This is a genomic window from Streptomyces sp. NPDC002156, from assembly GCF_053593675.1.
In genome coordinates, this window is sequence record NZ_JBSFDA010000024.1 from 50,201 (window position 1) to 63,009 (window position 12,809).

At 68.8% G+C, this 12,809-nt stretch carries 9 protein-coding genes; 6 read left to right on the plus strand and 3 right to left on the minus strand.

Annotated features, from left to right (window positions below):
- On the minus strand, nt 1–2,238 hold the full coding sequence (locus tag ACWCRB_RS13385; protein WP_450996149.1) for an AAA family ATPase: 2,238 nt from the start codon (nt 2,236–2,238) through the stop codon (nt 1–3).
- On the minus strand, nt 2,189–3,535 hold the full coding sequence (locus ACWCRB_RS13390; protein ID WP_450996150.1) for a glycosyltransferase 87 family protein: 1,347 nt from the start codon (nt 3,533–3,535) through the stop codon (nt 2,189–2,191). The genes ACWCRB_RS13385 and ACWCRB_RS13390 overlap by 50 nt, the downstream gene beginning before the upstream one ends.
- Nucleotides 3,536–3,939: 404 nt before the next feature.
- Between ACWCRB_RS13390 and ACWCRB_RS13395 the strand changes: the two genes are divergently transcribed.
- The 6 genes from ACWCRB_RS13395 to ACWCRB_RS13420 all read left to right on the plus strand — a co-directional run bounded on the left by ACWCRB_RS13395 (nt 3,940) and on the right by ACWCRB_RS13420 (nt 11,803).
- Nucleotides 3,940–5,253 carry an ABC transporter substrate-binding protein gene (locus tag ACWCRB_RS13395; protein WP_450996151.1) on the plus strand — a complete coding sequence of 438 codons (1,314 nt, stop codon included), beginning with the start codon at nt 3,940–3,942 and terminating at the stop codon, nt 5,251–5,253.
- Entirely contained in the window at nt 5,250–6,248 is a 999-nt protein-coding gene (locus ACWCRB_RS13400) for a carbohydrate ABC transporter permease (RefSeq protein WP_450996152.1), read from the plus strand. Before ACWCRB_RS13395 ends, ACWCRB_RS13400 begins: the two co-directional genes overlap by 4 nt.
- Complete coding sequence (locus ACWCRB_RS13405) at nt 6,245–7,132, plus strand: carbohydrate ABC transporter permease (RefSeq protein WP_450996153.1); 888 nt, start codon at nt 6,245–6,247, stop codon at nt 7,130–7,132. Before ACWCRB_RS13400 ends, ACWCRB_RS13405 begins: the two co-directional genes overlap by 4 nt.
- Before the next feature lie 68 nt (nt 7,133–7,200).
- Nucleotides 7,201–8,535: a glycoside hydrolase family 36 protein gene (locus tag ACWCRB_RS13410; RefSeq protein ID WP_450996154.1), complete on the plus strand. Its 1,335-nt coding sequence runs from the start codon at nt 7,201–7,203 to the stop codon at nt 8,533–8,535.
- A complete protein-coding gene (locus ACWCRB_RS13415; protein WP_450996155.1) occupies nt 8,532–10,547 on the plus strand; it encodes a beta-galactosidase in 2,016 nt (671 codons plus the stop codon). The genes ACWCRB_RS13410 and ACWCRB_RS13415 overlap by 4 nt, the downstream gene beginning before the upstream one ends.
- Before the next feature lie 182 nt (nt 10,548–10,729).
- Nucleotides 10,730–11,803 (plus strand): hypothetical protein, encoded by a 1,074-nt coding sequence (locus tag ACWCRB_RS13420; protein ID WP_450996156.1) that lies wholly within the window; start codon nt 10,730–10,732, stop codon nt 11,801–11,803.
- A 21-nt stretch (nt 11,804–11,824) separates the two neighbouring features.
- On the opposite strand, the gene ACWCRB_RS13425 is transcribed toward ACWCRB_RS13420, so the two are convergent.
- Complete coding sequence (locus tag ACWCRB_RS13425; RefSeq protein WP_450996157.1) at nt 11,825–12,733, minus strand: hypothetical protein; 909 nt, start codon at nt 12,731–12,733, stop codon at nt 11,825–11,827.
- Nucleotides 12,734–12,809 lie beyond the last annotated feature (76 nt).

A 12,809-nucleotide genomic window follows, 5' to 3' on the forward strand; every position in this document is an offset into this window, starting at 1 on the left:
TCACTCCGGTGCGGAGGACGCGGAGGGCGGAGAAGGCAGGGCGGCGCTCAGGGCGTCGAGCCCGTACTCCTCCTCGACGTCGACGCCCGTGCCGTACAGCTGGTCCTCCAGGAGGGGCAGGATCTGGGTGCTCCAGATCAGCTCCAGGCCGTCGGGGTCGGCTGCCTGGCGGTTCATCAGGTACGACGGTCCGATCGCCCGATCCGGGTCTGCCAGGCGGGAGTTGAGGGCGTCGAGGAGGTCGGCCGGGCGCTCGGGCAGGCTGTGGCGGTCCAGCCAGCGGCGCAGCAGACCGGCGACGGGCGGGCGGTCCGGGGAGAGCCTGCGGAAGGCGAACCGGCGGCGCATGGCCGCGTCCACCAGGGCGATGGAGCGGTCGGCGGTGTTCATCGTGCCGATGATGTAGACGTTCTTGGGCAGGTCGAACTGCTGCTCGGGCGAGTACTGGGTGATGATCGGCTCCTCCCGGTACTCCAGCAGGAAGTACAGCTCGCCGAAGACCTTGGCGAGGTGGGCCCGGTTGATCTCGTCGATGACCAGGACGTACGGGTTGGCCGGGTCCTGCCGGGCCCGGTCCACCAGCAGCTTGAACGGTCCCGGCACCACCTCGAAGACCACCGTGCCGCCGTCGCTCCTGACCGGCCGGAACCCCTCGAAGAAGTCCTCGTAGGTGTAGGAGGGGTGGAACTGCACCAGCCTCGTGCGGTCCGGCCCGGCCACGTGCTGGGCGAGGCGCCGGGCCAGGAAGGTCTTCCCGGTGCCGGGCGGGCCGTACAGGATGATCTGCTGCATCCGCTCCAGCTGGCGTGCGGTGTCCCGCAACCAGCCGACCGGCATGAGCAGTTCGCCCGCGAGGTCCTCGCCGACCGGCGGCAGCTCGATCGGGCGGGTCGCGTCGACCTTGAGCAGCTCCTCCTCGACGGCGTCGGTCAGGTCGGCGGCCTCGGCGAGTTCCGCGGCGACCGTGCTGATGTCGTAGACGGTGGGCGGGCGTTGGAGCTGGCTCTGCACCTGCTCGGGGAGGTCGGCGCGGTGCAGGGGGCGGGTGGCGGTGGCCCACTTGACCGGGCGGCGGCGGGCCCGGTCGGGGCCGTCGGAGAGGTCGTACCGGGCCGGGCCCTCGACCGTGCCGACGTGCACGTCGTCGGGGGTGACGGTGACGACGACGTCCCCCTGCTTCATCTGCGAGAGGAACAGATGGAGTTGGCTCGTCGTCTGGCCCCGGGCCTGTGCGGAGGCCTCCGGCATGGCACGGGAGACGGCTTGCTGGATCGCGTACTTGGGTGAGCCGGCGGGGATCTCCGGCAGCTCCATGAAAGACGTCGAGCAGTATCCGTGCGCCAGCCAGTCCGGGATGTGGTTCTGCCCGTCGACATTGAACCCCCTTACCAGCCAGCCCTGTTGGCCTACCTGGGTCGCCCCGGGGCGCCAGTGGTCCAGCCAGGGATCGGCGAAGAAGTTCACCGGTTCCGCCGACTCCTCCTGCAACAGGCCGCGCAGGGCGAGGAGGTCGCGGTCGTCGTCGCCGGTGGGGTCCGGGAGGCGGTCGCGGTAGCCGGTCAGGATGCGCCGCTTGCTCTGGGTGCTGGCGATGGGGAGGAAGGTCTCGGGGAACAGGAGTGCCTGGAGGACGTGGACCTGGGCGCGGGCCTTGTTGTGGCCCATGGAGGTGAGGACGGCGCGGCATGTGTCGCGGAAGAGCCAGGGGTCTTCGAGCAGTTCGCGCCTCGCGTGGGGTGCGAGTGCCGTCAGCTCTTCCACCAGCAGCACCAGGAACTGGAACTGCGCCCAGCGGTAGTTGAGGAAGGCCTGGCCGCCGTTGATGAACCCGTTGAGCGGGGCGCCGAGTTCGGCCGGGATGGCGATGTCCCGGTGGGCCCAGGAGAGCACCTCGTTCAGGATCTCCCGTTTCCTCGGCACGCCTATCTGTTCCGGCTTCAGCGGTACGAGGTTGACGTAGAGGAGTTCCGCGGCGAGGACGATCGTCGCGTGGGGTGCGCCGGCCAGTTGCCGTTCCAGCTTCACGAGGAAGGTGTCGGAGGACTCGTCCGGCTGGTCGACGAACCTGCGCCGCAGGTCGGTCGCCGTGTCGTACGTCCAGATGGTCAGCCCCGGGACGAAGGCGGAGCGGCCGTCGAGCAGCCCGCCCCGGAAGACGCGCCGCGCCGCACCGACGACAGGAGCCCCTTCAACTGTCGTGCCGTGTACGCCCGTTCGTGGCCCACGCTGCTCGATCACGTCCGATGTCCCCCAGTTCGCCCCGGCTCTCGCGCCGCTCATCGTAGGCGCCGACCCGGAACCACACCGCCAGGACGATCGGATAGACCAGGTAGCCGAAGCGGGTGGCCGGTATCAGGCACATCGCCAGGCCCAGGCCGACGGCCAGGCGGTCCGCCGCCGCCCGGACCGTGTGCGGCGGTCGGACCACGAGTGACACGGCCACCGCGACGGCGCTCGCGACCAGCAGCGCGACCGCGAGGACGAAGCCACCGGGCACGTACTCCGCGAGCAGATGCCCGGGCAGCGGGCTGGTCGCCGGGGACTGGATGCCGCCCTTGCCCAGCGGGAACAGCACCACGTGCTCGACGAAGGCGTGGGGGTCGGCCAGCGCGACCGGTATGACAGCCGCCGCTGCCGTCAGGAGCGCGGTCGCCGCAGCCCGTACGGCCGTGCTGCGGCCCGCCGTGACGGCGATCAGCACCAGGGCGACGGGGAGGAGGGGCCAGGCCGTCCACTTCAGGGCCGCCGCGGCGCCTATGGCCAGCCCGGCCGCGACCCCGGCACCGGGTCCGGGTCCGGAATCGGCCCGGCCCGCCAGCGCCAGCCCCAGGCACATCAGCCCGATCACCGGCAGGTCGACCCCGCCGACGGCGAGGGGCAGGGCCACGGCCGGGAAGGAGACGAGCAGCGCTGTACGGGCCGAGCCGGCTGTCTGCCCCGTACGGGCCGAGCCGGCTGCGTGTCCCGTACGGGATCTGGTCGTCGCGTACATGCAGGCCACGAAGGCCGCGCAGAACCACAGACGGGCGTCCGTGAGCGGGGCCAGCGCGGTGTCGCCCAGGAGGGCGTGGGGGAGGCCGAAGAGGGCCATGCCGGGCAGATACGGGTTGTAGTCGTCCAGGGCGGTGGGGTGGGCGGGGTACGGGCTGCCCGTGTGCAGGAGCAGGGCGCCCGAGTGCTCGACGACACCGACCTCGGACTGGGCCCCGCCGAGCACGATCAGCAGGGCCAGGGGGAGCAGGACCGCGCCGACGGTGGCCGCGCGCAGCGCCCGGCCCGTCCAGAGGCGCGGGTCACGGGCCGCCAGGAGCGCCGCAGTGCCGTAGCCGAGGGCCGCGCAGACGCCCCACACGCGGTGCGGGGTCAGGGTCGTGACCAGCGCCAGGCCGAGGGCGAAGGCGGCGCAGGCCAGGAGATGGACGACGTCCCAGCGGACCGGGGGCGCGGCGAGGGGTTTTCCGACCGCTGGGGCCGCCGTGACGGGCGCCGTGACGGTGGTCGTGGCAGGTGCCGTGACGGTGGTCGTGCTGGGCATGGGCGGGCTCCTGCCGGCTCCGGCTGACGGGTGAGGTGATCGCCAGGCGTGACGGCCTGGGGTGATCACCACCAATGTCGTTTCCGGACCGGCCCGCCCACCTCGGCCGAAAGGTCACTGTTCGTGACCGGCGAGATGCGCTGCTCGGCCGATCGGCCGAGGGAGTGAGCGGCGAGATGTGCGTGAGCTGTTTGCCGTCTATCTGTTAGCAAACCTTCTCGTTTTGATGTCCATCACGTTTCAGGAACGGAGGCCTTCAGCTCTTGACGCATGACAGGACATGGAGCTCTTATTACCGCCACGATGTTTGGTCAAGTTGATTTCTGGTCGATTTAGATCAGCATGGACCCAGCGTAGTCGTGACCTTGCTCCCCGTTTAGGGGGGTCTGTCCTCAGGAGCCGTCATGCACCACACCCCCTCCGGTCTGTCCGTCCCCGGTCCCAGCCGCCGCACCCTGCTGCGCGGGATCGGCGGCGCGGCCGCGCTCGGCGCCGCCGTTCCGCTGCTGAGCGCCTGTGGCGGCGACAGCGACTCGGGTTCCGACACGAAGACCGTCACCCTCGGCTCGAACTCGTCGGACGCCGTGCCGAAGAAGGCCTTCGCCGAGATCTACGCGGCGTTCACGAAGAAGACCGGCATCAAGGTCGACGTGAACACGAAGGACCACAACACGTTCCAGGAGCAGATCAACTCCTACCTCCAGGGCACCCCGGACGACGTGTTCACCTGGTTCGCCGGCTACCGCATGCAGTTCTTCGCGGGCAAGGGCCTGGCCAGCCCGATCGACGACGTGTGGCAGAAGATCGGGAGCAACTTCCCCGACGCGATGAAGCAGCTCAGCAAGGGCGCGGACGGCAAGTACTACTTCGTGCCGCTGTACACGTACCCCTGGGCGATGTTCTACCGGAAGAGCGTCTTCAAGGAGCACGGCTACGAAGTGCCCACCACCTGGGTGCAGTTCATCGCGCTGTGCAAGCAGATGAAGGCGGACGGCCTGGTCCCGATCGCCTTCGGCGACAAGGACGCCTGGCCCGCGCTCGGCACCTTCGACCAGATCAACTTCCGTACGAACGGATACGACTTCCACACCGAGCTGATGGCCGGAAAGGCATCCTGGACCGACGCGAAGGTTCGCGCCACGTTCGACAACTGGGCCGAAATTCTCCCCTACCACCAGGAGGGCTCGACGGGCCGAACCTGGCAGGACGCGGCCCAGACGCTCGTCTCGAAGAAGGCCGGCATGTATCTGCTGGGCACCTTCGTGGGCCAGCAGTTCACGAACGCGACCGACCGTGACGACCTCGACTTCTTCGCCTTCCCGGAGATCGACCCCTCCTTCGGGCAGGACACGGTGGAGGCGCCCACCGACGGCTTCATGCTCAGCAAGTCCCCGAAGAACAAGGCCGGTTCGGTCCAGCTGCTGGAGTACCTGGGCACTCCGGAGGCCGAGCAGATCTACCTCAAGTCCGACCCGAACGTCGTCGCCGCCTCCACCACCGCCGACACCTCCTCGTACAGCGCCCTCCAGAAGAAGGCGTACGCGATGATCTCCGGCGCGAAGAGCCTCACCCAGTTCATGGACCGCGACAGCCGGCCGGACTTCACCTCCACGGTGATGCAGCCCGCGCTGCAGAAGTTCATCCGCGATCCCAAGGGCATCGACAGCCTGCTCTCGTCCATCGAGCGCCAGAAGAAGACGATCTTCGCCTCCTCATGAGCACCTTCGATTCGAATCCCGTGATCCCGGGGGCGGCCGACGCGCCGCCCCCGGGCGATACCGTCACCCCCTCGTCCCCGCAGCGACTCAAGCCGCCCCAGGGGCACAAGCGGCTCCTCACACGCAAGGACAGGGTCGCCCTCGGCTTCATGGCCGGGGTGCCGACGTTCCTGCACATCGCCCTCGTGTGGGTGACGGCCCTCGCCTCGGTCGCGCTGGCCTTCACCACCTGGGACGGCATCGGCTTCGGCTCCATCAAGTGGGTCGGGCTGCAGAACTTCCGCGAACTGTTCGACAGCAACCCGCAGTTCTGGCCGGCCGTCCAGCACAACGTGATCTGGTTCGTCGTACTGATCCTGATCCCGACCCCGCTCGGCCTGTTCCTGGCCGTGCAGCTGGACAAGAACATCCGCTTCAGCCGGATCTACCAGACGGCGTTCTTCCTGCCGGTCGTGGTGTCGATGGCCGTCATCGGCTTCGTCTGGCAGCTGGTCTACAACCCGGACACGGGCCTGATCAACAGCCTGATCGGCGCCAACAAGCCCGGCCACTACATCGACTGGATCGGCGATCCGGACCTCAACCTCTGGGCCATCCTCGTCGCCGCCGCCTGGCGGCACACCGGCTACATGATGATCCTGTACCTGGCCGGTCTGAAGGGCGTCGACCCGTCGCTGCGCGAGGCGTCCTCACTCGACGGCGCCAACGAGTGGCAGACGTTCAAGAACGTCATCTTCCCGACCCTGCGCCCCACCAACACGATCGTCCTGGTCGTCACGATCATCGAGTCGCTGCGCGCGTTCGACCTCGTGTACGTCTTCAACGGCGGTGCCGAGGGCACCGAGTTGCTGTCGATCCTGGTCACGAACAACATCATCGGCGAGTCCAGCCGTATCGGTTACGGGTCCGCGATCGCCGTCGTGCTGCTGCTGATCTCGCTCGTCGTGATCATTCCGTACCTGGTCAGCACCTTCCGGAAGGAGCGGCGAGCATGAGCGCCCCCACCCTGGCCGTGAAGGGGCGCGCCCCGGTCCGCCCCGGCCGCGTGCTGCTGCACGTGTTCCTCGTCGTCATGTCGCTGGCCTGGCTCGCGCCGCTGCTGTGGGCGATGTACGCGGCCCTGCGCCCGTACTCCGAGACCAGCGACAAGGGCTATGTCTCCTGGCCCGACAAGCTGAGTTTCTCGAACTTCACGAACGCGTTCACGCAGTCGGACATGACGCACTACTTCGTCAACACGCTGATCATCGCCGTACCGGCGGTGCTGCTGACGCTGTTCCTGTCGTCGATGGTCGCCTTCTACGTCAGCCGCTTCGACTTCCGCGTCAACCTGTTCCTTCTCCTGGTCTTCACGGCGGGCAACCTGCTTCCGCAGCAGGTCATCATCACCCCGCTGTACCGCCTCTACCTGTTGGTGGACCTGCCGGGCATCACCGACTCCGGCAAGCTGTACGACTCCGCGCTGGGCCTCGTCCTCATCCACATCGCGTTCCAGTCGGGCTTCTGCGCGTTCGTGCTGGCCAACTACATGCGGATGCTCCCGCACGAGCTGACCGAGGCCGCGCTGGTCGACGGCGCGTCGGTGTGGCGGATGTACTGGCAGATCGTGCTGCCGCTGTGCCGCCCCGCGATGGCGGCGCTGGCCACGCTCCTCTCCATCTGGATCTACAACGACTTCTTCTGGGCCATCGTGCTCATCTCGACCGGCGAGAACATGCCGATCACCTCGGCCCTCAACAACCTCTCCGGGCAGTACTTCACCGACCCCAACCTGGTCGCCGCGGGTGCGTTGTTGACCGCGATCCCGACACTGATCGTTTACTTCGCGCTGCAGCGGCAGTTCGTCAGTGGTCTTACCTTGGGCGCCAACAAGGGCTGACGCCCGCCAGTTGATGGGCTGCTCAGTTGAATGGGCTGTTCGCCCGGCTAGTCGAAAGAGAACGACACGTGTCCCTCCCCTTCACGCCCGTTGCCTCCGTGCCCGTGGACGTCCGTCGCGCCCGCGTCCACGAGGAGGGCTGGCAGTCCTGGAGCCCCAGCGGCGCCTACGCCCCGGGCGACAAGCCGTACCGCCCGACGAACGACAACTGGGCGACGGTCTGCTACCGCCCCGGACACCCCGTCCCCGAAGGCGTCTTCCAGGGCGAGGGCCTGCTCGCCCTGGACCCGGGCGACGGATCCCCCGTACGCCTGTGGGCGGCCCCGGACCCGACCCGCCAAGTCCCCTCCATACGCCTGGAGTTCAGGGAGGGCGGCCGGGCGGAGGTGAGCGCGAACGGCCCGGTGGAGTACGCGGAGTACGAGGGTGACATCCAGGCGGCACTGGCGAGTTGGGCCGAGGGACGCGGGCTCCCGGCGCCCCGCCCGGCGCCGACGGTCTGGTGCTCCTGGTACGAGTACTTCACCGAGGTCACCGAGGACGACATCCACGAGAACCTGCGCGCGATGGACGTCCTCGACCTGCCCATCGACGTCGTCCAGATAGACGACGGCTACCAGAAGGCCCTCGGCGACTGGCTCACCCTGTCGGGCCGCTTCCGCTCCCGGGCCGGCATAGCCGACCGCATCCGCGCAGGCGGCCGCCGGGCGGGCATCTGGACGGCCCCCTTCCTGGTCGACCCGAGCAGCGAACTGACCGCGGAACACCCGGAGTGGCTGGTGAGAGACGTGCAGGGCGCGCCGCTGCACGCGGGCCGCAACTGGGGGCACGACCTGTACGTCCTGGACACGACCCACCCGGCCGCGGCGGCGTATCTGACCGAGGTGTTCACGACCCTGCGCGCCGAGGGCTACGACTACTTCAAGGTCGACTTCCTGTACGCGGGCGCGCTGGAGGGCGTACGGCACGGTGGTGAGGACGGCGGCGAAGAGGGAGCGCTGGCCGCGTACCGCGCGGGAGTTGCCCTGATCCGGGAGGCGATAGGCCCGGACGCCTACCTCCTCGGCTGCGGCGCCCCGATCCTCCCCTCCCTCGGCCTGTTCGACGCGATGCGGGTCAGCGCGGACACCGCCCCGCACCGCCGTCCCGAGGCCGGCGACTACTCCCAACCCGGCCAGGACGCCGCCGAGTTCACCGGCGTAGGACGCCAGTGGCAGCACGGCCGGCTCTGGGTCAACGACCCCGACTGTCTGATGGCCCGCCCGGCCGTGGAGACCCGGGAGCGCTGGGCGGCGCACGTCGAGGCGACCGGCGGCCTGATGGCGTCGAGCGACCGCCTGTTGTCCCTGGACGAGTGGGGCGTGGAGACAACGCGCCGCCTTCTGACCGGAGTTGACCGATGAAGCGCGAACTAGCCCTCCCCGGTATCGCGTACGGGGGTGACTACAACCCCGAGCAGTGGCCCGAGGAGGTCTGGGCCGAGGACATGCGCCTGATGCGCGAGGCCGGGGTCACCATGGTGAGCGTCGGCATCTTCTCCTGGGCGCTGCTCGAACCGGCCGAGGGCGTCTACGACTTCGGCCGGATGGACCGACTCCTGGACCTGTTGCACGAGAACGGCATCGCGGCCGACCTGGCGACTCCGACGGCGGCTCCTCCGGCCTGGTTCTTCAAGGCCCACCCGGAGGCGCTGCCGGTCGACAAGGACGGCCGCCGACTGTCGTACGGCAGCCGTCAGACGTTCTGCCCTTCGAGCCCCGCCTACCGGGAAGCCGCCCTGCGGATCGCGGACGCGCTGGCGAAGCGCTACGCGGACCACCCGGCGGTCGCGATGTGGCACGTCCACAACGAGTACGGCTGCCACAACCCCGCCTGCTACTGCGACGAGAGCGCGGAGTCGTTCCGCCGCTGGCTGCGGGACAGGTACCAGGACCTGGACTCGCTCAACGAGGCCTGGGGGACGACCTTCTGGAGCCAGTGGTACTACGACTGGGCCGAGGTCATCCCGCCCCGAGCGACGGGCGCGGTCCCGAACCCGACGCACCAGCTGGACTGGCGCCGCTTCTGCAGCGACGAACTGCTGTCGCTGTACAAGGCGGAGCGGGACGTGCTGAGTGCGGCGGCGCCGGAGACTCCGGCGACCACCAACTTCATGGTGATGTACAACTTCGACGCGCTGGACTACTGGCGCTGGGCGCCGGAGCTGGATGTCGTCTCGAACGACCACTACCTTCGCTCGACGGACCCCGAGTCGGAGATCGACATAGCCCTGAGCGGCGACTTGATGCGCTCGCTGGCAGGCGGCCCCTGGCTGCTGATGGAGCACTCCACGGGCGCGGTGAACTGGCAGCCGGTCAACAGGGCCAAGACGGCGGGGGAGTTGCGCCGCAACGCCCTCGCCCATGTCGCCCACGGCGCCGACGGCATCGCGTACTTCCAGTGGCGGGCCGCGAAGGCGGGCGCGGAACAGTGGCACTCGGCGATGCTTCCGCACGCCGGCACGGACAGCCAGATCTGGCGTGACGTGGTCCAACTGGGCGCGGATCTCCGGGCGTTGGCCGAGGTACGCGGCAGTACGGGCACGGCGTCGGTGGCCATCGTCTGGGACTGGGACACCCGTTGGGCCCTGGAACTCCCCTCCCAGCCGAACGGCGAACTCCGCTTCCAGGACCTCGTACGGGACTGGTACGAGCCGCTGTGGCGGGCGGGCGTGGCGGTGGACTTCGTACGCCCGGGGGACGAGTTGGAGGGATACCGGCTGGTGCTCGCGCCCAGCCTGTACCTGGTGGACGAGTCCGGCGCGGCCAACCTCACCGGCTTCGCGGAGGGCGGCGGCACGCTGGCCGTCGGGTTCCACAGCGGGGCTGTGGACGCCAACTGCCATGTACGGCTGGGTGGTTACCCGGGAGCGTTCCGAGAGGTGCTGGGGGTGCGCGCGGACGAGCTGTTCCCGTTGCTGCCGGGTGAGTCGGTGGGGCTGGGGGAGGGCCGGACAGGGTCGCTGTGGTCGGAGCGGTTGCGGCTGGAGGGGGTGGGAGTGGAGGCGGTGCTGTCGTACGAGGACGGTCCGCTGGCCGGTGTCCCGGCGGTGACGCGCAACTCGGTGGGCGCGGGCGTGGGTTGGTACGTGGCGACCCGGCCGGACGCGTCGACGCTGGGCGCGCTGCTCGGGCGTATGTGTGCGGAGGCGGGGGTCGCGGCGGGGCGGGTGACTCCGGTGGGCGTGGAGGCGGTGGTACGGCGGGGACCGGATGCCGACTTCCTCTTCCTGATCGACCATGCGGGGGACGGGGCCGAGGTCGAGGTGGCGAAGGGGGCGACCGAACTGCTCAGCGGGGAACGGGTGGTGGGTGGTTCGGTACGGGTGCCGGCGGGCGGGGTGGCGGTCGTACGGGAGCCTCGCGGGCGTCAATAGGTGTCCATGTACGCCCTGTACGCCCTCTTGATGAGGTGTCAGGTGGCTCATACTCTGCTCTCCTGGATCGATGAGTGGACCAGGGGGCAGGGTTGGCCACGGAACCGTCTGATCAGTCCGAACCAGCCGAAGCGTCGGTACCTTCTGAAGCGCCCGTACCTTCCGGGCCGTCGGACGAAGACATGCTCCGGGCCGTCGAGCGTTACCGCTCCGAGCGGGGTCGTTCTGAGTATCTGCTCGTTCCCGGCGCGGCGCATGTGATCCCTCATCCACTGCTCGAATTCTCTGTCAAACGCAGGTTGGTGGTGCCGGGCAAGCCTGAGGACAGGAAGGAGCCGAGAAGGAAAGCGAAGGAGATCTCCAGGCTCCCGACCTACACCGACCTCGACACCCTTGAGGTCCCCGTGCCCTCCGGCTTCGACCCGCCGTATGAGATGAAAATGGTGCTCGCGGGCTCCATCCGCGGGGAGCCGTGCCCGGACTGCGACGCAGGCGCACTGGACTGCGGCGCGTGCAAGGCCAGCGGCAAGCAGGACTGCCAGAAGAGGGTGAAGTGCAAGACCTGCGGCGGTGGCGCCAACGCGTGTTGGTCGTGCGGCGGCGCGGGTAAAAGGGGCAGTCGGAAGCCGCCGGCGAAGGCGCAGAACAAAGTACGAATCCACTGGTGCGAGCTCTGTGGCGCGGACGACATGGCTTGCCCCGACTGCCGCGGTACTCAGACGAAGAAATGCCCTGACTGCGACGGAACGGGGCACCGCGCCTGTGTCGAGTGCAAGGGCAGTAAACGCGTCGAGCACAAGCCGTGCGCCGGCTCCGGGTACTTCACGTTCTACACCAGGGTGGTGATCGACCTCCGCGTGACGCCGGACTCCAAACGGATCCAGGCCCCGACCCACTTGCGGTGGCAGGCCCGGCGGGCAGGCTGGCGTCAGGAGATCCTGACCAGTCCCGCCGCCGAGCTCCCGGCCGACCTGCCGGAAACCCTCCGCACCGAGGTCGAATCCCGACTGGCCCTCGCGAAAGGGGAGGTACTCCGCGAGGCGACCCTCCGCTATCTGCCGGTCGCCCGTGTCACAGTCGAAGGGGACCCGGAATGGGTGTACTTCGTCTTCCCCGAGCCCCCGGAGGCCGGCGGCGGACTCAAGGTCGTCCGGCGGCCCGCGAGGCAACGGGTCGTCCGGCTGGCGGGCCTCACGGCGGCGGCTGTCGTGATCGCCGCACTCGTCGCATTGCTGGCCATGCAGGTGACCGGCTGAGCGAGCGCCTGACGCCGGGTGCTACTCGGCTTCGAAGAGCTCCGCTGCGGACGCGACGGTGAGGGAACGGGTGAGCCAGGTGCGCAGGAGGCCGAGGTCGCCGCAGCTGGTGATCCGCTCGCGGGCCTCGTCGGGCACGCGGATGCCGCGCTGCTCCAGGACGAGCAGTATGGCGCTGGCCTGACCTTGGGCGATGCCTTCGTCACGGCCTTCGTCGCGGCCTTGCGCTCGGCCTTCGTCGCGGATCTCTTCCGCGATGTAGGACTTGTAGAAGGAGAGGTCCACGGCCACCAGTTTCCTCCAGTACTGCCTTGCCGAGCGGTCGCCCAGGCCTTGTGCGGTGAATTCGATGATCGGGTCGGCGATGTCCTCGGGCTCGCCCTGCAGAGCTGTGGACAGTGCTTTCAGTATGGCAAAGATGTCCGGATCGGTCGCGTGCGTGATGGCGGACAGCGTGGCCAGCGCCAGGTCCGCGCCGGCCTCCGCAGGATCGGTGATCACGGGGGTGTTGTGCGGGCCCACCACGAGCGGCGTGAGGGTGAGCGTGGGCAGTTCGGGCGGCCCGCTGGTCACCGGCTGCTGGGCCCATCTGGCGACGGCGTGGTCTTGACACACGACCATGAGCGCCGTGGGCAGCTTGTACGTGGTCCACAGATACGACGTGTAGTACGCCCAGCTCGCGGGCTTGGCCGGGTTCTTCGTGCGCTGGGACTCGATGGCTAGGAGGTAGGAGCTGCCATCCGCGCTCTTCAGACGTAAGAGGGTGTCCACGCGGCGTTCGACGGGGTTGGTCTCGGTGAGGTCGGTGGGCATGACAGTGACTTCCACCGGGGTGGGGAGTGAGAAGCCGAGCGCATCGGAGAGGCGGCTGAAGAGGCGTGGATCGTGCTGGAAGATGCGGTGCATCGCCTCGTGGGGCGCGCTGACCATGAGGGTCCTTGTGAGTGTGAGGTGGTACGAGTCTTACGACGGGCATTGCCTCTGGCACATGCAGAAGCAAGTCCCG

What these genes read in the sequence shown, in the direction of transcription:
- ACWCRB_RS13390 (WP_450996150.1), bottom strand. Translation starts at nt 3,535, where the DNA reads ATGCCCAGCACGACCACCGTCACGGCACCTGCCACGACCACCGTCACG.
- ACWCRB_RS13395 (WP_450996151.1), top strand. Translation starts at nt 3,940, where the DNA reads ATGCACCACACCCCCTCCGGTCTGTCCGTCCCCGGTCCCAGCCGCCGC.
- ACWCRB_RS13400 (WP_450996152.1), top strand. Translation starts at nt 5,250, where the DNA reads ATGAGCACCTTCGATTCGAATCCCGTGATCCCGGGGGCGGCCGACGCG.
- ACWCRB_RS13405 (WP_450996153.1), top strand. Translation starts at nt 6,245, where the DNA reads ATGAGCGCCCCCACCCTGGCCGTGAAGGGGCGCGCCCCGGTCCGCCCC.
- ACWCRB_RS13415 (WP_450996155.1), top strand. Translation starts at nt 8,532, where the DNA reads ATGAAGCGCGAACTAGCCCTCCCCGGTATCGCGTACGGGGGTGACTAC.
- ACWCRB_RS13420 (WP_450996156.1), top strand. Translation starts at nt 10,730, where the DNA reads ATGCTCCGGGCCGTCGAGCGTTACCGCTCCGAGCGGGGTCGTTCTGAG.
- ACWCRB_RS13425 (WP_450996157.1), bottom strand. Translation starts at nt 12,733, where the DNA reads ATGGTCAGCGCGCCCCACGAGGCGATGCACCGCATCTTCCAGCACGAT.